Origin of the sequence: Gilliamella sp. ESL0232, assembly GCF_013346885.1 — a bacterium.
In the GTDB taxonomy this organism is placed as follows: domain Bacteria; phylum Pseudomonadota; class Gammaproteobacteria; order Enterobacterales; family Orbaceae; genus Gilliamella; species Gilliamella bombi.
In genome coordinates this window covers 514,836-534,872 of the sequence record NZ_JAAEDW010000001.1, presented here as the reverse complement: position 1 = coordinate 534,872, position 20,037 = coordinate 514,836, and the positions used below count along the sequence as shown (strand labels likewise).

At 35.9% G+C, this 20,037-nt stretch carries 19 protein-coding genes and 1 pseudogene; 11 read left to right on the top strand and 9 right to left on the bottom strand.

Features of this window, described 5'->3' with window-relative positions; genetic code table 11:
- Window positions 1-5 precede the first annotated feature (5 nt).
- The 7 genes and pseudogenes from GYW75_RS02575 to GYW75_RS02550 all read left to right on the top strand — a co-directional run bounded on the left by GYW75_RS02575 (window position 6) and on the right by GYW75_RS02550 (window position 5,674).
- Window positions 6-1,166, top strand: a complete 1,161-nt coding sequence (locus GYW75_RS02575) for an ABC transporter permease (protein WP_174798300.1) — start codon at window positions 6-8, stop codon at window positions 1,164-1,166.
- The gene (locus tag GYW75_RS02570) at window positions 1,163-2,353 is read left to right on the top strand and encodes an ABC transporter permease (RefSeq protein WP_174798299.1); all 1,191 of its coding nucleotides are present in this window, start codon (window positions 1,163-1,165) and stop codon (window positions 2,351-2,353) included. The genes GYW75_RS02575 and GYW75_RS02570 overlap by 4 nt, the downstream gene beginning before the upstream one ends.
- Window positions 2,354-2,638: 285 nt before the next feature.
- Complete coding sequence (locus GYW75_RS02565; protein ID WP_174798298.1) at window positions 2,639-3,358, top strand: epoxyqueuosine reductase QueH; 720 nt, start codon at window positions 2,639-2,641, stop codon at window positions 3,356-3,358.
- A gap of 188 nt (window positions 3,359-3,546) precedes the next feature.
- Window positions 3,547-3,903: a hypothetical protein gene (locus tag GYW75_RS12430; protein ID WP_238786379.1), complete on the top strand. Its 357-nt coding sequence runs from the start codon at window positions 3,547-3,549 to the stop codon at window positions 3,901-3,903.
- A protein-coding gene (locus GYW75_RS02560; RefSeq protein ID WP_174798297.1) for an IS3 family transposase occupies window positions 3,807-4,972 on the top strand; the annotation gives its coding sequence in 2 pieces (ribosomal slippage) (window positions 3,807-4,053 and window positions 4,053-4,972; 1,167 coding nt in all). The genes GYW75_RS12430 and GYW75_RS02560 overlap by 97 nt, the downstream gene beginning before the upstream one ends.
- 17 nt (window positions 4,973-4,989) lie before the next feature.
- Window positions 4,990-5,271 (top strand): annotated as a pseudogene (locus GYW75_RS02555) (phosphatidate cytidylyltransferase); the annotation flags it as partial.
- 139 nt (window positions 5,272-5,410) lie between these two features.
- The gene (locus tag GYW75_RS02550) at window positions 5,411-5,674 is read left to right on the top strand and encodes an HPr family phosphocarrier protein (protein ID WP_034913021.1); all 264 of its coding nucleotides are present in this window, start codon (window positions 5,411-5,413) and stop codon (window positions 5,672-5,674) included.
- A gap of 122 nt (window positions 5,675-5,796) precedes the next feature.
- Here the strand turns inward: GYW75_RS02550 and GYW75_RS02545 are convergent, their stop codons facing one another.
- A complete protein-coding gene (locus GYW75_RS02545; RefSeq protein WP_065590976.1) occupies window positions 5,797-7,173 on the bottom strand; it encodes an APC family permease in 1,377 nt (458 codons plus the stop codon).
- A gap of 345 nt (window positions 7,174-7,518) precedes the next feature.
- Here GYW75_RS02545 and GYW75_RS02540 point away from each other — a divergent pair, with 345 nt between their 5' ends.
- Window positions 7,519-7,686 carry a hypothetical protein gene (locus GYW75_RS02540; protein ID WP_174798007.1) on the top strand — a complete coding sequence of 56 codons (168 nt, stop codon included), beginning with the start codon at window positions 7,519-7,521 and terminating at the stop codon, window positions 7,684-7,686.
- A gap of 25 nt (window positions 7,687-7,711) precedes the next feature.
- Here the strand turns inward: GYW75_RS02540 and GYW75_RS02535 are convergent, their stop codons facing one another.
- On the bottom strand, window positions 7,712-9,400 hold the full coding sequence (locus GYW75_RS02535; protein WP_174798296.1) for an amidohydrolase: 1,689 nt from the start codon (window positions 9,398-9,400) through the stop codon (window positions 7,712-7,714).
- A 147-nt stretch (window positions 9,401-9,547) separates the two neighbouring features.
- On the opposite strand from GYW75_RS02535, the gene matP reads away from it, so the two are divergent.
- The 3 genes from matP (at window position 9,548) to cysB (ending at window position 13,791) form a co-directional block, all read left to right on the top strand.
- Window positions 9,548-10,012 (top strand): macrodomain Ter protein MatP, encoded by a 465-nt coding sequence (gene matP / locus GYW75_RS02530; RefSeq protein WP_085164035.1) that lies wholly within the window; start codon window positions 9,548-9,550, stop codon window positions 10,010-10,012.
- A gap of 29 nt (window positions 10,013-10,041) precedes the next feature.
- Window positions 10,042-12,651: a type I DNA topoisomerase gene (topA, locus tag GYW75_RS02525; protein WP_174798295.1), complete on the top strand. Its 2,610-nt coding sequence runs from the start codon at window positions 10,042-10,044 to the stop codon at window positions 12,649-12,651.
- Between the two features lie 168 nt (window positions 12,652-12,819).
- Window positions 12,820-13,791, top strand: a complete 972-nt coding sequence (gene cysB, locus GYW75_RS02520) for an HTH-type transcriptional regulator CysB (RefSeq protein WP_174798294.1) — start codon at window positions 12,820-12,822, stop codon at window positions 13,789-13,791.
- Between the two features lie 76 nt (window positions 13,792-13,867).
- On the opposite strand, the gene hisIE is transcribed toward cysB, so the two are convergent.
- From hisIE to hisD, 7 genes are read right to left on the bottom strand one after another with little or no spacing between them, the layout of a single operon-like run.
- Window positions 13,868-14,494, bottom strand: coding sequence for a bifunctional phosphoribosyl-AMP cyclohydrolase/phosphoribosyl-ATP diphosphatase HisIE (hisIE, locus tag GYW75_RS02515; protein WP_065560083.1), 627 nt, complete (start codon window positions 14,492-14,494; stop codon window positions 13,868-13,870).
- Entirely contained in the window at window positions 14,488-15,264 is a 777-nt protein-coding gene (gene hisF / locus GYW75_RS02510; protein ID WP_065590971.1) for an imidazole glycerol phosphate synthase subunit HisF, read from the bottom strand. Before hisF ends, hisIE begins: the two co-directional genes overlap by 7 nt.
- Window positions 15,246-15,998: a 1-(5-phosphoribosyl)-5-[(5-phosphoribosylamino)methylideneamino]imidazole-4-carboxamide isomerase gene (gene hisA, locus GYW75_RS02505; protein WP_174798293.1), complete on the bottom strand. Its 753-nt coding sequence runs from the start codon at window positions 15,996-15,998 to the stop codon at window positions 15,246-15,248. Before hisA ends, hisF begins: the two co-directional genes overlap by 19 nt.
- A 2-nt stretch (window positions 15,999-16,000) precedes the next feature.
- Window positions 16,001-16,588, bottom strand: a complete 588-nt coding sequence (hisH, locus tag GYW75_RS02500) for an imidazole glycerol phosphate synthase subunit HisH (protein WP_174798292.1) — start codon at window positions 16,586-16,588, stop codon at window positions 16,001-16,003.
- Window positions 16,589-17,656 (bottom strand): bifunctional histidinol-phosphatase/imidazoleglycerol-phosphate dehydratase HisB, encoded by a 1,068-nt coding sequence (gene hisB, locus GYW75_RS02495; RefSeq protein WP_174798291.1) that lies wholly within the window; start codon window positions 17,654-17,656, stop codon window positions 16,589-16,591.
- An 8-nt stretch (window positions 17,657-17,664) separates the two neighbouring features.
- The gene (gene hisC, locus GYW75_RS02490) at window positions 17,665-18,723 is read right to left on the bottom strand and encodes a histidinol-phosphate transaminase (protein WP_174798290.1); all 1,059 of its coding nucleotides are present in this window, start codon (window positions 18,721-18,723) and stop codon (window positions 17,665-17,667) included.
- A 9-nt stretch (window positions 18,724-18,732) separates the two neighbouring features.
- Window positions 18,733-20,034, bottom strand: a complete 1,302-nt coding sequence (gene hisD, locus GYW75_RS02485) for a histidinol dehydrogenase (protein WP_174798289.1) — start codon at window positions 20,032-20,034, stop codon at window positions 18,733-18,735.
- Window positions 20,035-20,037: the final 3 nt, after the last annotated feature.

The window sequence follows — 20,037 nt, the reverse complement described above, 5'->3', positions numbered from 1 at the left end:
TATTAATGTATCACCGGCTATTTCAAGTAATTGGATGGGAACTTCATAAATTAATTAAACAACGTATTTTGTGTTTATTAGTTTTCATCTATCCTTTATTATTTATTTTTTTATTTGTTTATATGTACCATGCCGGTGTTATTACTCAGGTACCTATTGCTGTTGTTGATCAAGATACAACCAAATCATCTCGCTTATTGATTCAACAAGTTGCTGCTTCACCTCAGCTACAGGTAGCTGAACGTTATCAAGATCTTACCTCAGCTAAACATGCGTTGATTAAAGGTGATGTTTATGCTGTGCTTTTCATTCAGCATGAGTTTGAAAAAGATCTTATAGCTGGTCATCAGCCAGAAGTTGTCGCTTTTTATAATAATCAGTATATGTCAGCTGGAACGATTATTTTTCGGGCGATGAGTTCCGCATTGAAAACAGCAAATAGTCAAATAGTATTGCAAGGATTATTAGAAAAAGGAATTGCTTCACCAGTTGCACAAAGCCAAATGCAAACTATACCGACAAGTTTACATCCCTTATATAATCCAACTTTAAATTATTTATATACGTTAATTAGTGGTTTAATTCCTACTATATTACAAATCATTATTATGATGGCCATGGTTACTAGTATTACTCGTGATCGTTTTACTGGAACGGGGTATCAGCAAATATTACAATTAGCTAATCATAATATTTTTATCTTTTTATTAGGACGCATTATTCCTTATTTTATCTATTTTTTATTTTGCTTGATTCTATTTGATACGGTTTTAATTGCTAATTTTAATTTACCTTTAAATGGACATTTAATATTGCTTATACTTGGTGATATAGGCTTTATTTTGACTTCATGTTTGTATGGCATTTTCTTTGGTTTAACGGGATCAACACTAGCACAAGCTTATGGCACTGCAAGCTTAGTAGCATCACCTGCGTTTGGATTTACTGGGCTTATTTTTCCTCGTATTGCAATGAATACCTTTGCTTATATTTGGAGTGCTTTATTACCTGTAACATGGTATATACAAATTCGTCTTGATCAAACATTAAGATCGCCAAATATAGTAACTTCCTTGCAACCGTTTGTTTATTTAGTGATCCAATTAAGTGTTATGGCTATTCTTGTTTATCTTTTTTTACGAAAGATCCGTAGGCGGTTGATATGATTAAATCTTTACTATTAATTTCCTATGATGAATTAAAACGAATTTTCCAAACCAAAGCGATAGTTAGCGTTATGTTTGTGGGAATATTTATCTATTTCATCTTTTACCCACAACCTTATTTACATGAAGCAATCCGAGATGTTCCTATTGCTGTTATTGACCAAGATAATACCAATTACAGTCGAGATCTAGTAAGACAACTTGATGCTAATAAGTCCATCAATATAGACTTACATATTGCAGACTTAGAAACGGCTAAAAAACTTATCGAAGAACGTAAAATATATGGAGTTGTACTCATACCTTACCGTTTTCAAAAGAATATATTAGAAGGAAAAACTAGCCCAGTGTCATATTATGGCGATGCGAGCTATATTTTAATTTATAGTAATGTTGCTACCGCCATTAATACCGTTGCCAGTAATTTTGGCGCTAAAATTTCAATTTCACGCAAAATAGCGCAAGGTGTCGATCCTGCAGTAGCAAATAATAATGTTTCTCCTTTTAATAGCCAGTTAATTAGTTTATTTAATCCTCAATCAGGATATGCAACCTATATTATTCCAGCCGCTTTTATTTTGATCTTAAATCAGACATTATTTATCGGTAGTATTTTATGCCGTCTATTTAGTAAAAATTCTGATTTTGAAATAGCCTTTATTAATAAACAGAATCACACGGTTTCATCGGCATTATTCCTGCTTTCTGGTAAATTATTGACTTATTTAGTGCTTTATTTAATCTATTTTATTATTTATACCGTATTTGCTAACTATTGGTATGACTTACCGCGCCTAAGTCATCTATCTGTTTCCTTACTATTTATTCTTCCTTTTATTTTGTCCACTTCGTTATTAGGTAAAGTTGTTTCACATTTTGTCCATACGGTAAGTGATGTATTTTGCTTAATTATACCGTCAAGTATGATTATCTTTTTTGTTACAGGATTATCTTGGCCAAAAGAATTGATGCCTCCTTTGTTCCATTTTATTGGCTATATATTTCCAGCTGTACCAGCTATAGTTGGGTCAGTAAAAATAAATCAAATGGGAGCAAGTTTTTCCGAATTTAGTCAGCAATATTGGCATTTGTGGATATTAACCATTGTCTATTTTTGTATCGCATTTATTTTAGAAAAACGTTATGTTCAAAAGATAATGTCGACAAATGCTAGGAGAGAAAATTAAATTAGCAATAGTTCATTTATTATAAATAATCAAATAAAAATTGATTGATACAACAACGTCAGCAATGGCACTAATTTGCAGCTGTATTAATATGTTTGAATTTCTTCTTTAGCTTTATGATAAACCTCATTTGTTATATATAAAAATATGTCAGTTTCATAAAGTTAGATATAGAAATTTAGTTTTTTCCTTGAAGGTTAGTGTGTATAGCTATATCATAATTGGCCGACTAAGATCTTAGTTAGCTAGACCCCAAAAAATAGAAAACAAAATAAATGAGTCCCCATGTTAATTAATGCTAAAAATATTCTCGAAAAATTAAATCCACATAATAAAGTAAATTACGATTCTGTTTTAAAAGAAGTGATTAATAATTGGCAATCAGAATCAGTTCGACCAAAGTTATTAATTCATAGTTGTTGTGCACCTTGTAGTACCTATGTTTTAGAGTATTTAGCACAATATGCAGATATTACGATTTATTTTGCTAATTCTAATATCCATCCCAGAGTTGAATATGAGCACCGTAGTGTGGTGCAACAGAAATTTATTGCTGACTTTAATCAAAAAACAGGTAATAACGTTGAATTCTTAGAAGCACCTTATCAGCCAGCAGAATTTATTAAACAAGTTGGTCATTTACGTGATGCGCCCGAAGGTGGCGAGCGTTGTCATATTTGTTATAAAATGCGATTAGATCTGGCCGCAATTAAAGCACAAGAATTGGGCTTTGACTATTTTGCAAGTGCTTTAACACTAAGCCCTAAAAAGAATAGCCAAAAAATAAACGAACTGGGGTTTGAAATTCAAGAGATCTTTTCGGTCAATTATCTGCCTTCTGATTTCAAAAAAAATAACGGTTATAAACGCTCTATTGAATTATGCAAGGAGTATGATGTGTATCGTCAATGTTATTGCGGTTGTATTTTTGCGGCCAAAGCACAAGGTGTTGATTTGAAAAATGTGATTGCGATAGCTAAGCAAGGATTAGAAAAAGGTTTATAACTATTAGGGACATTTAATTATAGACCATACTCAAACGTATAGTTACCTGAAACTTTTTGACACTGTTATTATCTGCGGAAAGATATTTTTTAAACAGAACTATTAAAAAATTTGAACATTTAACTATAATTATCATTTATAAAATTAATTTTCTGATAGTCAGTTATCTTGCTAAATGTGAGTTTATTATGTCAAAACTTTATAAGTTAGGATTGGATGTTGGTTCTACAACAGCTAAATGTGTGTTGCTTGATGAGCATGGCAATTTTGTTTATACCAATTATGTTCGCCATAATACCCATATTATAGCAACTGTGTTGCGATTATTAGATGAGATAGTACAAAAACTTGGCAATAATATTATTTTGTCGGTGAAAGTGATCCTCGCCAAAAAAGTGGACAAAATTCACCTCTATGATATAAACAAAAATCATAGGAGACAAATATCATGGTCAAAAAATTTAGTATCGAATTCAAACAACAATCAGTGGATTATGCGTTATCTAATGCACACCTTTCTATCAGCGAACTTGCCAATCATCTAGGTGTGGGTAAATCAACCCTAGATAAATGGATTAGGCAACTTTCCCCGAATAAAACCAGCCGTCGAGAGTTAACCGCTGAGCAACAGCGGATAATGGCGTTAGAAAAAGAGATTAAAGAACTGAAAATGGCTAATGATATACTAAAAAAGGCGCATATGCATATCATCAACAATCCAAGTCGATGAAGTACGCTTATATGAAAAATCATTTAACCTGCTATCCCGTTACTAGGATATGCTCATTACTTGGTGTCAGTTCATCGGGTTATTATGCTTGGTTAAAAAGAGCAAACAAATCAGCTAAACTCAGCGAGTATATCCAAAAACAGTATTGGCAACATAAAGCCCGTTTGGGTGCGCCAAGCCTGCTTCATGATGCAAGGGAAGCGGGCTATCAAGTTTCAGAAAGAACAATTAGCCGTGTTTTGCAACAATTGGGATTACGTAGTTTAAGATTGCATAGTAAAGCAGCACGTAAATTCAAGTATAAAACAGACACGACTCATCGCAATATTGCGCCCAACACGTTAGATAGGCAATTTAATCCTGATAAGCCTAATAAAACATGGGTAACCGATATTACTTATATTAAAACGGGTGAAGGTTGGTTATATTTGTCGGTGATTATCGATTTATATGGACGAAAAGTGATTGCTAGGCAAACGAGTCGCTACATAGACCGCCATTTAGTGTGTAATACATTAAAACAAGCTTTATTTCGGCGTCAATTTCCTAAAAATGTACTCATTCATAGTGACCAAGGGAGCCAATATTGCAGTGCTGATTTCAAGCAATTATTGTTACAATATGGGCTAAGGCAAAGCATGAGTCGAAGAGGCAACTGCTTTGATAATGCGGTTGTTGAGAGTTTTTTTCATACACTCAAAACACATATTATTCATGACTGTTACTACAAAACGAGGAAGCAGGCTAATAAAGCACTATTTGAATATATTGAAGTCTATTATAATCGGATACGCCGTCATTCAGCCAATGGCTGGGTATCACCTGAACAATATGAACAACAATATTACCAAAACGAAAAAATGATAGAGGTGGGCACTGTCTAATATTTTGGCGAGGATCAACGGTTGAAGGATTTATTGGAGGAACCTTATCAGCAAGTTTAATTGGTGCGTGCCTATTTTGGATCACACCTTTTAGTTTTATCCAAGCAGGTTTTATTTCACTCATGCTTACATTATTGGTTTTTTTGGGTGGTTTGGTTATGTCTGCCATCAAACGAGATAGAGGTATAAAAGATTGGGGAAATTTAATTAGCGGTCATGGTGGTGTGCTCGATCGTTTAGATTCTGTTTGTTTTGCCGCACCGATCTTTTTTCATCTTGTACGTTATTTTTGGGTCTAACTTTAATATTAACTTTAGATAAGCAAACTAGTTTATCTAAATTATACAAATTCACATGCAAAAAAAGAGCAAAATCGTTTAATTTATGATATAAATACAGTTATAGTTTTAACTTTAAAATATAAATAAGGACTTTATTATGTTAAAAGAGCAAATGGTAGTAAAAAATTCAACGGGCTTGCATGCTCGCCCTGTAACAACACTAGTTAAATTAGCTGGTCGTTATAAATCATCAATTGAGCTTGTTTATAATGATAAAGCAATTAAATTAAAAAGTATGATGGGTTTACTTGGTGCTGGGGTTAAAGGTGGTTCAACTGTAGAAATCATCTGTGATGGTGAAGATGAACAAGCAGCAATGGACGAAATCCGTGAACTATTTGCTACAGGTTTTGGTGAATAATTACAACATTAGCTAGCTAATAATTATTTTTTTATTTGATTCCGTCGACTTAGGTCGACGGAGTTGTTTTTTGAAAGGCGTAACTAGATACTTTTAAGTAGACCTAATTTAAAAAGATTAAGTTAATCTTTAATTATTGAATTCAATTCGCTATGATCAATTGATGGCAACGTTTTGGTAAAACCTTTAGTTAGATAAATTAAATAAATAACTCCAATTGCTAACCAAACTAAACCAACAATCATCGCTGTTGCATCAAGACTTGTCCACAACCACAATGAAAGCAAAACGCCAATTGCAGGTAATAGTCCATACTTAAATAGCATTGATGCTGTTTTTGTATTACCACTAAGGTAGCTTTTGATCACACATAGATTGACAAAAGTAAACGCCACTAATGCACCAAAGCTTATCATTGAGAAAACCAAACTAAGATCTAATACTAATGATAGTAATGAAAAACAAGCGACAAAGATAATCGATAAATAAGGCGTTCTAAAGCGTGGGTGAATTTTATAAAAGATCTGTTTAGGTAGCACGCCTTCACGTCCCATTGCATAAAAAATCCGTGATACGCTAGTCTGTGCAGTCATTGCCGATGCAAAGACGCCAGTTAGATATGCCGCTTGGAAGAAATTGTACATAAAATTGTTACTAATTTGTCTAATAAATTCTATACGATTGATTTTATCAAGGTGGTGCATCACATCAAGGCTTGCCGTATCTTGGTTATCAACAAAACTACTCCACATAGGAAAAATCAGATGACCACAATAAGAGACAACCAAAAAGATACAGCCAGCAATAAGAACTGTCCAAATAATGGCTTTAGGCAGAGATCTTTTTGCATCATTGGATTCTTCTGCCAACGTTGCTATCGCGTCAAAGCCTAAAAAAGCAAGGCAAAGTACTGCGGCTCCTGACATTAATCCGCTAAAATCATCAGCATTGATCTTAAGTGGTTTTATTATCACTTCTGGGGTTAAATGGGTATTAGCAAAAGTGAAAAATATAAATAATCCAATAAAAATCATCTGAACAATAATTAAGGTGAAATTTACCGAATTAATCAACTTAATACCCAGATAATTTAAGAGACTAACCCCAATCAATGATCCAAGTACAAATACATAAGCAGGAACGCTAGGAAATGCTTCGTTAAGATAAATACCTAAAACCAAATAATTTAATATTGGTAAAAATAGGTAATCAAGGATTTGTGCCCAACCCACCAAAAATCCAGCTTTTCCACCAAAAGTACGTTGTACATAAGAATAAGCAGAACCAGCAATAGGTAGTTTATTTGCCATACGACAATAGCTTAATGCAGTGAAAAAAATCATGGCAAGGGTGATGATATAGGCTATAGGTAAGTGTCCATTACTTTTAACTGTTACTTCCCCATAAGTGGTAAAGATCCCTAAAGGAACCATATAAGCTAAACCAAATGCAATTAATGCAGGTGTGGTTAAAACTCGTTTCATTTTTATTGCGGACATGACTTACTTTGCTCCTCTGTCCCAAAAAACAATAAAAAACTACTAAGTATAGTTTTGCCTTTTTACCCGCTTAAAGCGGCAGGGAATTCTGCCATATTATAATAATTATGCAAGCTAATTTTTTGTAAAAAATATTAAAGCGGGCAAATTATAAACTTTAAAGTATATTAGCTGTTAATTAAGACCTATTTAATTTAAACTGGTTAGTTAAAACTTTGAATTTCTATTTTTACATTTGAGTAGCAACAGAAATACTAATTTAACAAATCAGTTTATAAAATAAGTATAGATTATTGTATTGATCTTTAGTGGAATTATGAGGTATGGTCAGGAGCTATATGGTATGTGATTGATATGTTTATCGGAGTATTGATTATTGCTGCTATCTTACATTTCACAAAAACGACAGCGGGGAAACAGCAAAAGCAAAAGCAAAAGCAAAAGCAAAAGCAATTGGAGTTGATTAAAGCTTGGATAATTATTTATGCTACACCACTAATAATTGTGGTGTAGTAATTTGACATAAAAAAGTTAAATTTTAAATTACATCATTTTGATAAACCGTTTTACCGCCAACAATAGTTGTTAACACGTTAACGTTTTGGATATCATTAGTTGGTATGGTAAATGGGTTGCGATCTAAAATAATTAAATCAGCAAATTTACCTTTTTCAATTGAACCAATATATTCATCTTGATTTAATACATATGCAGCATTGATAGTAGCACTACGCAATACTTCAGTAATAGTTAAATTACGATCGCTGTCTAATCGTGGATGATCAGCATCAATTTGTCGAGTCATAGCAATTTGGAAATCATACCATTCGTTTAAAGGATCAATTGGCCAATCGCTACCAAATGCACAGTTTACACCAGCATCAATGTATTGCCCGTGCGCTTCTAATCCATTATAACGTTCTGGACCAAATAGAGTTTGATACTGCTCAACCATTGCTGAACTACAACCAGCCCACTGAAAAGAAAATACTACGCAAGCATTTAATTGTTTATATCTGGCAAACTGGTGTGTTGCGCTTAGTTCGTTATGTGCAGTGCTTGGACGGATATCTGCATCAGGTAAGGTTTTTCGCATTTTTTCAATAGCGTCAAGTACTACTTCAATTGCCCCTTCACCAACAGTATGCATATGTGGATGAAAACCTGCTTTTGCGGATTCAAGTATTAATGCATCTAACATTTCAGTGGAATAATAAAGATCACCGTAACGATCTTTTTCGTTTTCTAACTGATATGGTTTAAGTAATCGTGCCGTCATCAAAGGTGCTTGCATTACGCCATCTACAAATAACTTAGTATGTGATATTTTAATGCCTGGTTTAGGTTGCCAGTTTTTATCATCATAACGAGTGGCAAACTGTTTTACTTTCTCAATGACATTTGGAATATCGGTAATTGATGACACATCATCAGGTGGCAATTCCCGAGCGCCGAACAGGCGGATAGAAAGCCCATCTTGTTGCTGTAGTCTTAAAAAGGCATCGGCTTGAGTTTCAGTAATTCGAGCATCCATAACAGCAGTAACGCCTTGTTTATTTAATTCTGCTTGCGATAATTTAGCAATATTAAGTGCTTGTTCATCAGTTAATTTAGAAATACTATCAAAAGCACGCATGGCTGGGGCATCTTCTAATATACCATTTAATTCGCCGTCATCAGTACGACCAATTTTACCATCCGATGGTTCTGGAGTGTTTCTATCTAAACCAAATTTCTCTAATGCTATACTGTTAGCAACCAAAGTATGGCAATCATTTGAAAACAAAATAACAGGGCGTTTTGTATTGAGTTTATCAAGATCAAAACGAGTAATATCTGTACCAATTGGCAACACTTCTTGGCGTAACCAACCACGGACTTGCAACCAATTAGCGTTATGATTGGGATTATCTTTATCTAAATAGTCTTGGATAATAGCTAAAGTCTCATCAATAGTTAAACTTTGGTAATTTAAATTACATGATGATAATTGCATGCCACCCCAAAAGGTGTGTAAATGTGAGTCAATAATGCCAGGCATCATTGTTTTACCTTGCAAATCATAAATTATTGTATGATTATCAACATAGTGACTGTTATTTATTTCTTGCGTGGAGCCTGTTGCAATAATATAGCCATTTTCAATTGCGATAGCTTCACACACGCTGTCTTGCTTATCTGCGGTGTAAATATAGCCATTAATATAAATAACATCAGCTTTAACCATTATGAAGGATTCCTTAAATAAAGATAGAAATGAAAGGCTCACGATAACAGATTTATAAAAAATTTGTCAAACGCAATAATTTTCTTTATTGTGTGAGCAGATTATGCTACAAATAGCTATTTAGTTACAGCGTCACAAGGTGAACGGATGAAATATCAACAGCTAGAAAACCTTGAATGCGGTTGGAAATGGAACTATCTAGTTAAGAGACACTTAGAAGGTGAGTTAATTACACGCTATATTGAAAAAAGTGCTGCGCAACATGCGGTCAATGAGTTATTGTTGTTAGAACATAACCCAACTGGTGTTGTTGATTGGATAAAAAAGCATTTAAACCCTGACTTAGATAATCGCTTGAAGCAAACTATTCGGGCAAGGCGAAAGCGCCATTTTAATGCAGAACAACAATATACTCGGAAAAAATCCATTGATTTGGAATTTTTAGTCTGGCAACGATTGGCTAATTTAGCTAAACGCCGTGGATGCACGTTGTCACAAACCATTACTCAATTAATTGAAGATGCAGAGCAGAAAGAACAATATGCAACAAAAGTATCAACAATTAAAGATGATTTACTATCACTCTTAGATGTAAATATTGATAGTAAATAATACAAACAACAGAATAGAAAGGTTTAATTATGGGAAAATCCCTTGTTATTGTCGAATCACCAGCTAAAGCAAAAACGATCAATAAATATCTTGGTAAAGATTTCGTGGTTAAATCAAGTGTAGGTCATATTCGCGATCTACCTGTGAGTGGTAGTAGCCAACGAGCTGAAAGATCAACAAAAGACAAAAAAGATAAAGCAGATAAAAAAGTTAAACGTTCAGAAAGACAGGTCTTGGTTGATCGCATGAGCGTCGATCCATATAACGGTTGGAAAGCGCATTACGAAATTCTACCAGGTAAAGAAAGGGTAGTATCTGAACTGAAAAAACTGGCTAAAGATGCTGACATGATCTATCTCGCAACCGATTTAGATAGAGAAGGGGAAGCCATTGCATGGCATCTTAAAGACGTGATAGGTGGTGAAGATAGCAAATATCGTCGTGTTGTTTTTAACGAAATTACCAAAACGGCGATCAAAAATGCTTTTAATGAACCATCGATGCTTGATATGGATCGTGTTAACGCCCAGCAAGCACGTCGATTTATGGATCGGGTAGTTGGCTTTATGCTATCGCCATTACTTTGGAAAAAGGTTGCTAGGGGGTTATCAGCTGGTCGTGTACAATCTGTTGCTGTACGCCTTGTTGTTGAGCGTGAACGCGAAATTCATGCTTTCATTCCTGAAGAATACTGGGATCTGTTTGCTGATTTGAGCACGGCTAAAAATGAGCCATTAAGTTTACAAGTTACTCATTATAAAAACGATGCATTCGAACCTAAAGATAAAGTTGCCATTGATATTGCGCTAGCTGAACTTAGTAAAAACCAATATCAAGTAACTAATATTGAACAAAAGCCAACTAAAAGTAATCCAACAGCACCTTTTATTACCTCAACTTTACAGCAAGCAGCAAGTACTCGTTTTGGTTTTGGTGTTAAAAAAACCATGATGTTGGCTCAAAGATTATATGAAGCAGGTTACATTACCTATATGCGTACTGACTCGACCAATTTAAGTCAGGATGCGCTAGCGATGGTACGTGATTATATTGGTAAAAATTTTGGCGATAAATATCTACCAAAATCGGCTAATGTATACAGTAGTAAAAAGAACTCGCAAGAAGCGCATGAAGCGATTCGCCCATCAGATGTTACTATCTTAGCTGATAATCTTAGTGATGTTGAAGCTGATGCCGCTAAATTATACCAACTAATTTGGCGCCAATTTGTAGCTTGCCAAATGACATCGGCTGAATATAACTCAACAACAATTTCGGTTAATTCAGGTGATTTTACTTTAAAAGCCAAAGGTCGGACATTGCGTTTTGATGGTTGGACTAAAGTGCAGCCACAGCTAGCCAAAAATAATGAAGATAAAATATTACCATCACTATCGATAAACGATAAGCTTGATTTAATTAACTTAAATCCAAATCAACATTTTACCAAACCACCAGCAAGATATAACGAAGCATCTCTTGTTAAAGAGCTTGAAAAGCGAGAAATTGGGCGACCATCGACTTATGCAACCATTATTTCGACAATTCAAGATCGTGGTTATGTGCGTTTAGATAATCGTCGGTTTTATGCTGAAAAAATTGGTGAAATTGTTACCGATAGACTTAGTGAAAACTTTAATGATCTAATGAGTTATGATTTTACAGCACGTATGGAACATGCTCTGGATGAGATTGCTCATAAAAAACAAGAATGGCGTGAAGTGCTTGATCAGTTTTTTAGTGACTTTAGTCAGCATCTTGAGGTTGCTGAACAAGCACCAGATAAAGGTGGAATGCAGCTTAATCCATTGGTGCTAACACCTGAAATTAAATGTCCAAATTGTGGGCGTGAAATGGGTATTAAAACTGCCGGTACCGGTGTATTTTTAGCTTGTTCAGGCTATGCGTTGCCACCTAAGGAGCGTTGTAAACAGACCATTAACTTAATTCCTGAGCACGAAACATTAAATATTCTAGAAGAAGCTGAAACAGCAGAAACTGATGCTTTAAGAGCCCGTAAACGCTGTCCAAAATGCCACACGGCTATGGATAGTTATCTACTTGATAATGAACGAAAACTGCATATCTGTGGCAATAACCCGATTTGTGATGGTTTTATTGTCGAAAAAGGTAACTTTAAGGTTAAAAGTTATGAAGGGCCAATTATTGAATGCGAAAAATGTGGTTCAGAAATGCATTTAAAATCAGGGCGATTTGGCCTATATATGGGCTGTACTAATCCTGATTGTAAAAATACGCGTAAGATCTTAAAAAATGGTGATGTTGCACCACCAAAAGAAGACCCAGTTGATCTACCAGAACTAAAATGCACCAAGTCAGATGCACATTTTGTATTACGTGACGGTGCTGCGGGTATCTTTTTGGCGGCGCATAATTTTCCAAAATCAAGAGAAACACGCGCACCTTTGATAGAAGAGTTACAACGTTTTAAAGAGCGCTTACCCGAAAAATTCATTTATTTGACCGAAGCACCAAATAAAGATCCTAATGGTAATCCATCAATTGTTCGTTTTAGCCGTAAAAATAAACAACAATATGTTACTTCTGAAGTTAATGGAAAATCGACAGGTTGGGTGATGCAATATGTAGATGGCAAATGGATCAATAGCAAAAAGTAGGTAGGCACGTCTGAATTTTGTTAAAAACTTTCAGGAAAGTATGCGTTTTAGTATAAAATAATTATTCTTTTGCGCTAAGCTGTGAAATGACTTACCTTAGCAATTCTTCCTTTTGTAATGTTATTAAAAAGGAAGAAAGGCATACAGTTAAAGGAGCGTTTGAGTGTTATGAAATTGCAACAATTACGCTATATTGTTGAGGTCGCAAATAACGACCTCAATGTATCGCTAACATCCGAAAAACTGTATACCTCTCAACCCGGTATAAGCAAACAAATAAAATTATTAGAAGACGAGCTCGGCGTTCAGATATTTACTCGAGTGGGTAAACACCTTTCTCAAATCACACCGGTTGGTGAAAAAATCATTGCTCTTGCCCGAGAGATCCTCAATAAGTCCAATGATATTAAGATTATCGCCAAAGAGTTTAGTCAACCAAATCAAGGCTCATTAACAATTACCACTACCTATACTCAAGCTCGTTATACATTGCCAGTTGTGATTCAACAGTTTATGCAGCAATATCCAAGTATTACATTGCATATGGAGCAAGGATCTTCTCCTCAATGTATTTTACAAACTCAAGAAGGTCTGGCTGAATTTGCGATTGTGACCGATATCTCACAGCTTAGCGATGATATGATAGCCTTACCTTGTTATCACTGGAACCAGGCTGTGATTGTGATGAAAGATCATCCGCTTGCCAAAAGTAAATTAATTTCGATTGAAGAGCTTTCAAAATATCCGTTAGTTAGCTATGATTTTTCTAATGATGGTTCAGATTTAAATCAAGCTTTCTTGCGTGCTAACCAATCACCTAATATTGTTTTTAGCACAACGGATGCCGAATTAATTAAAACTTATGTTAAATTAGGTGTCGGCGTTGGTATTGTAGCAAAAATGGCGGTGATCAATACATCAGATGACGATTTAGTTGTACTTAATGCTGGACATATTTTTCCTTACAGCACGACCTATATTGTTTTTCCTCGCTCATTATATTTACGCAGTTATATGTATGATTTTATCAGTCAGTTTTCACCTCATTTGAATCGACAAGCTGTAGACAAACTTATGTTATGTGAAAACAATTCCGAAGTATTAACGATGTTTAACGGGGTAAAATTACCCGTTTACTAATTTATTCTATCTTTTTTTATGAGAATAAAAAATTGAAACAAAGTGCGACATAACTCGCACTTTGGATGGGTTATAACTATTTATGTCTTGCTTTTAAAATACCAATGACATCTTGTAAAGACAGATTCTGGTCTTGGAGTAAAACTAATAAATGATAAATTAAATCGGCAGATTCATTTTTTAGTTCCTCGCTGTCATGAACTGTTGCTGCAAGGGCTGTTTCAACGCCTTCTTCTCCCACTTTTTGAGCTATGCGTTTAGTGCCGTCATGATACAGTTTTGCGGTATATGATGATTTAGGATCGGCATTTTTACGCCCTGCAATTATCTGTTCTAATTCAAATAAAAATCCCCATTGAGTTTTAGTCGAAGCAAAACAACTTGTTGAGCCGGTATGGCAAGTTGGGCCAACTGGATCAACTAAAATCAATAACGTATCATTATCACAATCCGTTGAAATACTCACAACATTAAGAAAATTGCCAGAAGTTTCACCCTTTGTCCAAAGGCGCTGTTTGGTTCGTGAATAAAAAGTGACTTTGCCGCTATTTTGTGTTTGTGCTAACGCTTCTTGATTCATATAGCCAAGCATTAACACATCGCCCGAAACATAATGCTGAATAATGACCGGCATTAAATTATCCACTTTTTGCCAATCCAGTTGTTGTAAATCTAATTGGGTATTGCAATTTTGCGTTAACATAATCGAATATTTACTCCATGCTGTGCCAAATATTGTTTAAGTTCACCAATATTAATAATTTGTTTATGAAAAACTGAGGCAGCTAATGCTCCATCAACTTGTGCTTCATTAAATGCCTGTAAAAAATGCTCAATAGTACCAGCACCGCCTGAAGCAATTAGTGGCACGTTGCATACTTCTCGAACGGCGTTTAGTTGAATAATATCATATCCATTACGAACACCGTCTTGGTTCATCATATTAAGAACAATTTCACCTGCACCACGTTTTTGTACCTCCTGTACCCAGTCGAGAGTGTTCCATTTTGTGGCAACGGTACGTTTTTCGTCACCAGTAAATTGATAAACATGATAATTGTTTGACTGTTTGTCATACCAGCTATCAATGCCAACTACAATGCACTGTACTCCGTAACGATCTGCAAGCCGTGTAATTAAACTAGGATCAGCAAGGGCAGGGGAATTAATCGAAATTTTATCAGCTCCAAAGGTTAATATTTGACCTGCATCTTCAACCGTTTTAATACCACCAGCAACACAAAAAGGGATATCAATCACTTCGGCAACTTTTGCGATCCAACTTTTATCGACAACACGGCCATCTGACGAAGCGGTGATATCATAAAAAACGAGCTCATCTGCGCCTTCTTCTGCATATCTTTTTGCTAAGGGGACTATGTCTCCAATAATTTCATGATTACGAAATTGTACACCTTTAACCACTTGTCCATCGCGAACATCTAAACAGGGAATTATTCTTTTGGCCAACATGAAATTGCCTCCTGAACTGTAAATTTTTCTTCAAGTAAAGCACGGCCAACAATGACACCTTTAACACCACTGTCTTTCAGTGCTTTGACATCACTCAATTGACCAATTCCGCCAGACGCTTGAAAAGCAATCTGTGGGTATTTACGACTAATTTCCTGATACAACTTAACGTTTGAGCCACTGAGTGTGCCATCTTTGGAAATATCTGTACACAATACATGCCTTAAGCCATAAGGAAGGTAATCATCAATCACTTGTTCTAGTGTCTGACAGGAATCTTCTTGCCATCCATGAATAGCGACATATTTATTTCCTTGGTTGTCAATGCGGACATCAAGAGCCAATACTAGCCTTTCTGCACCATATTTTGAAAACCACTGTTTGACCAATTCGGGTTGCTTAATAGCTGTCGAACCAATTACTATGCGAGCAGCGCCGGCAGATAGCAATGATTGTATATCTTTTTCAGTACGAATTCCTCCACCAACTTGAACTGGTATTTGCACACCATTAATCAGATTTTGTATTAGTAAAATTTGGCGTTTTTGGGGATCTTTCGCACCTGTTAAATCAACAAGATGTAACAGTTTAGCACCTTGTTTTTCATAATCCTGTAAGCGTAAAAGAGGATCGTTACCATAATCACGTTTTTGTCCATAATCACCTTGATGTAATCGCACCACATTGCCATCAATTAAATCAAGAGCAGGAATGATGGTTGGAAAAGTTGTCATAGCTACATCTCCAAAAAGTTTTTTAGCAATTTTGCACCGGCCAAGCCAGAACGCTCGGGATGAAATTGCACGCCGTAAAAGTTGTCTTTTTGCACGGCTGCGGTAAAGCTTTCGCCGTAATTGGTTTCTGCTATTGTTGCTGAGCATAATGGCATCGCGTATCCATGTACAAAGTAAAAATAAGCATCATCAGGAATATCTCGAAATAGATGATGACCGGCTTTAGGTGAAACCTGATTCCACCCCATATGTGGTAAAGGTAAACCACAATCAGGAATTTCTCTAACTTTTTCGTGAATAATTCCCAATGTGTTAACATGTCCTTCGGTACTATAATCGGCTAGAAGTTGCATACCAAGGCAGATCCCTAATACAGGTTGAGTACAGACTTTGATAAGTTCAATTAAATGACGCTCTTTTAATTTTTCCATTGCTGAACTTGCGGATCCTACTCCAGGTAAAAACAACTTATCTGAGCTGAGCACGATATCAGGGTCAAGGCTAATTATTGGATCATAACCTAATCGTTGCACGGCATATTTGACCGAAGATAGATTAGCACAGCCAGTATCGAGGATGACAATCTTCATTTATAGCACTCCTTTTGAGCTTGGTAATCGGTCACTTTCAATTTTGATGGCTTGTTTTAATGTTCTAGCAAAAGATTTAAATAAACTTTCTACTTTATGATGATCATTATCGCCTTCTGTTTCAATATGCAATGTAATAGCCATAGCATAACTTATTGAGTAAAAGAAATGTTCTACCATTTGCGTGCTCATATCGCCAACTTTAGGGTGAGTAAACTCTGCTTTAAATTTTAGATAAGGGCGTCCTGAAATATCTATTGCACATCTGGCCAAACACTCGTCCATAGGGATAACAGAGGCATAACGGGTAATACCACGTTTATCACCGAGTGCTATTTTTAGTGCCTCTCCTAAAGCTAGTCCAGTATCTTCTATGGTATGATGATCATCAATATGTAAATCACCATCAACTTGGATATTGAGTTTAATTCCACCATGAGTCGCAATTTGATCGAGCATATGATCAAAAAAACCAATTCCAGTATTAATTTGACTGCCACCTTGGCGATCAAGCCACACTTCAACAAGTATTTTAGTTTCTTTGGTATTGCGTACAACTTTTGCATAACGATCTTTAGTGGTTAATCGTTGGGCGATTTCGTCCCAATTTAAATTTTCAGGATGATATCGTAATCCTTGGATTTGCATGTTTTCAGCCAATTGAATATCTGTGACCCTGTCACCAATAACATAACTGTTTTGTTTATCTAATTTACCACTAGTAAGATATGGCAAAACTAATTGGATTTTCGGCTTACGACACTCACAATTATCTTCTGGAAAGTGTGGGCAAATTAAGACATCCTTAAAATTAACACCTTGCGATTTAAAAATCTGCATCATCAAATTGTGTGGACCATCAAAATCAGCCTGTGGATAGCTACTAGTCCCGAGCCCATCTTGATTGGTGACCATCACTAAATGGTATCCCGCAGTTTGTAGCTTGAGTAGGGCTGGGATCACATTAGGTTCAAAAGCCAATTTTTCAAACTGATCAACCTGAAAATCAACTGGAGGTTCAGTAATTAGTGTGCCATCTCGATCAATAAATAAGTACTTTTGTAACATTTTTGCTCCTATTTAATTGTTTTGAGCGCAGAAATGACTGCTTCGCACTCGGCTTGGGTTCCAATGGTAATACGAATAATATTTTGTTGCCCAATAGATCTACTTTGATCTCGTAAAATAATACCTTGGCGCCATAAAATATTAAATACATCTTTATCATGTTGAAATTTAACACACAAATAGTTGGAATAACTTGGATAAACTTTTTCGACAATTGGCAATTGTCGAAGTAAATTGGCAAATTTTTCCTTTTGATTATTTAAATTTACCACATGTAGCTTCATGGTATTCACACCATCTTTACTCAATGCTTGAGCTGCAATATCAGCAACAGGGGTTGCTAGAGGGTATGGTGCAATAACCTTCTGTAAGGCTTCGATCACAGGTTTATTAGCAATGGTGAAACCGCAACGTAATCCAGCCAAAGCAAAGGCTTTGGATAATGTTCGTAAAATCACCAAGTGAGGATAGTCATTAAGCCAACTAACGACACTAGATTCAGGCGAAAACTCAATATAAGCCTCGTCAATAATGACCAAAGCACGATCTTTGGCAATATTAAGTAAAGCTTTGATATCATCAGAATCGATTAAATTACCGGTCGGATTATTTGGTGAACAGACATAAATTAGTTTTACAGTATCAATATTTTGTTTTATACCCCCAAGATCAAGCTGCCAATCAGAAGTGGTTGGCACAGTTTTGGTTTTAATACCTAATGTCTCAGCACTTACTTGGTACATACCATAAGTTGGTGGACAGTACAAAATGCTGTCTTTTTCAGGCTCACAAAATGCACGCATTAATAGCTCAATACCCTCATCCGCTCCACGGCTAACAATTAACTGATCGGCTTGCACGCTTGCATATTGAGCATAACGCTGAATTACTTTTTCAGGCTGTGGTTCTGGATAACGGTTTAAAGTTTGCTCGGACAACTCAAAATGCGGAGCAACGGGATACTCGTTAGCATTCAGCCACACATCGCCTTGACCACCAATACGGCGAGCAGATTGATAAGGCGTTAATTGCTGAACATTTTTTCGAACTAATTGATTGATATCCATTTAAGCCACCTATTTTTGATTTATTGAATTTAATACCGCAAGCCTAAGGCTAACCGCCTGTTTGTGGGCAGTGAGTTGTTCTGCTTCTGCCATCAACTCAACCGCATGACCAATGGCTTTTAAACCTTCTGGTGATAATTTTTGCACCGTCATACGTTTTTGAAAATCTGCCAAACCAAGGCTAGAGCAGGTTGCGGTATAGCCATAAGTTGGCAAAACATGATTCGTTCCTGATGCATAATCACCTGCTGACTCCGGTGACCAATCACCCAAGAAGATCGAGCCAGCACTAGTAATTTGCTCAACTAATTCATCCGCATTCGCAGTTTGAATAATTAAGTGTTCTGGACCATAGCGATTGCTAATAGCAACACATTCATCCAAATCTTTAGTTACAATAAGGCGACTTTCTTGTAATGCTTTTTTAGCGATATTTTGGCGCGATAGTTGCGTAAGTTGCTTATCGACTTCAATCGATACTGCTTGTGCTATTTTTTCATCAGGTGTTAACAAAATAACTTGTGAATCAGGACCATGTTCAGCTTGCGACAAAAGATCAGCAGCAATAAAAGCAGGATTTGCTGAACTATCTGCAATCACTAACACTTCAGACGGACCAGCTGGCATATCAATGGCTGCGCCATCAAGTCGCTGACTGACTTGTCGTTTGGCTTCGGTAACGTAGGCATTTCCAGGACCAAAAATCTTATCGACTTTAGGAACCGACTTGGTGCCAAGCGCCATTGCGCCAATGGCTTGTGCACCGCCTAATTGATAAACCTCGCTAACATCACATAATTGTGCCGCAAATAAAATTTCGTCAGCAATGGGCGGTGGTGAACATAAAATAACTTGACGACAACCGGCAATTTTAGCAGGTGTTGCAAGCATTAACACAGTAGATAATAAAGGGGCAGAACCACCCGGAATATAAAGCCCAACTGAATCAATAGGGCGCGTTACTAACTGACATTTTACGCCCGGCATTGTTTCGACCATAATGGATTGATAGGCTTGTGCTTGGTGGAATTTTTCAATGTTGGTAACCGCTAATTGCATGGCTTGTTTTAATTCAGGATTAACACGATTTGCGGCGGTTTTTATTTCTTCTTGTGTAAGCTTTATTTGCTCAATTTGAATTTTATCAAATTTGCTACTTAGTGCTTTTAATGCCTTATCACCATCTTGTTTAACTTGTGCCAAAATATCTGCAACAGCTTGGCTAATCGAATCAGAGGCTGTAATTGCTGGACGCATTAATAATGCTGTTTGTTGTTCATTTGTACATTGTTGCCAATAAGAGAGTTTCATATT

What these genes read in the sequence shown, in the direction of transcription:
- GYW75_RS02575 (WP_174798300.1), top strand. Translation starts at nt 6, where the DNA reads ATGTATCACCGGCTATTTCAAGTAATTGGATGGGAACTTCATAAATTA.
- GYW75_RS02570 (WP_174798299.1), top strand. Translation starts at nt 1,163, where the DNA reads ATGATTAAATCTTTACTATTAATTTCCTATGATGAATTAAAACGAATT.
- GYW75_RS02565 (WP_174798298.1), top strand. Translation starts at nt 2,639, where the DNA reads ATGTTAATTAATGCTAAAAATATTCTCGAAAAATTAAATCCACATAAT.
- GYW75_RS12430 (WP_238786379.1), top strand. Translation starts at nt 3,547, where the DNA reads ATGTCAAAACTTTATAAGTTAGGATTGGATGTTGGTTCTACAACAGCT.
- GYW75_RS02550 (WP_034913021.1), top strand. Translation starts at nt 5,411, where the DNA reads ATGTTAAAAGAGCAAATGGTAGTAAAAAATTCAACGGGCTTGCATGCT.
- GYW75_RS02545 (WP_065590976.1), bottom strand. Translation starts at nt 7,173, where the DNA reads ATGTCCGCAATAAAAATGAAACGAGTTTTAACCACACCTGCATTAATT.
- GYW75_RS02535 (WP_174798296.1), bottom strand. Translation starts at nt 9,400, where the DNA reads ATGGTTAAAGCTGATGTTATTTATATTAATGGCTATATTTACACCGCA.
- matP (WP_085164035.1), top strand. Translation starts at nt 9,548, where the DNA reads ATGAAATATCAACAGCTAGAAAACCTTGAATGCGGTTGGAAATGGAAC.
- topA (WP_174798295.1), top strand. Translation starts at nt 10,042, where the DNA reads ATGGGAAAATCCCTTGTTATTGTCGAATCACCAGCTAAAGCAAAAACG.
- cysB (WP_174798294.1), top strand. Translation starts at nt 12,820, where the DNA reads ATGAAATTGCAACAATTACGCTATATTGTTGAGGTCGCAAATAACGAC.
- hisIE (WP_065560083.1), bottom strand. Translation starts at nt 14,494, where the DNA reads ATGTTAACGCAAAATTGCAATACCCAATTAGATTTACAACAACTGGAT.
- hisF (WP_065590971.1), bottom strand. Translation starts at nt 15,264, where the DNA reads ATGTTGGCCAAAAGAATAATTCCCTGTTTAGATGTTCGCGATGGACAA.
- hisA (WP_174798293.1), bottom strand. Translation starts at nt 15,998, where the DNA reads ATGACAACTTTTCCAACCATCATTCCTGCTCTTGATTTAATTGATGGC.
- hisH (WP_174798292.1), bottom strand. Translation starts at nt 16,588, where the DNA reads ATGAAGATTGTCATCCTCGATACTGGCTGTGCTAATCTATCTTCGGTC.
- hisB (WP_174798291.1), bottom strand. Translation starts at nt 17,656, where the DNA reads ATGTTACAAAAGTACTTATTTATTGATCGAGATGGCACACTAATTACT.
- hisC (WP_174798290.1), bottom strand. Translation starts at nt 18,723, where the DNA reads ATGGATATCAATCAATTAGTTCGAAAAAATGTTCAGCAATTAACGCCT.
- hisD (WP_174798289.1), bottom strand. Translation starts at nt 20,034, where the DNA reads ATGAAACTCTCTTATTGGCAACAATGTACAAATGAACAACAAACAGCA.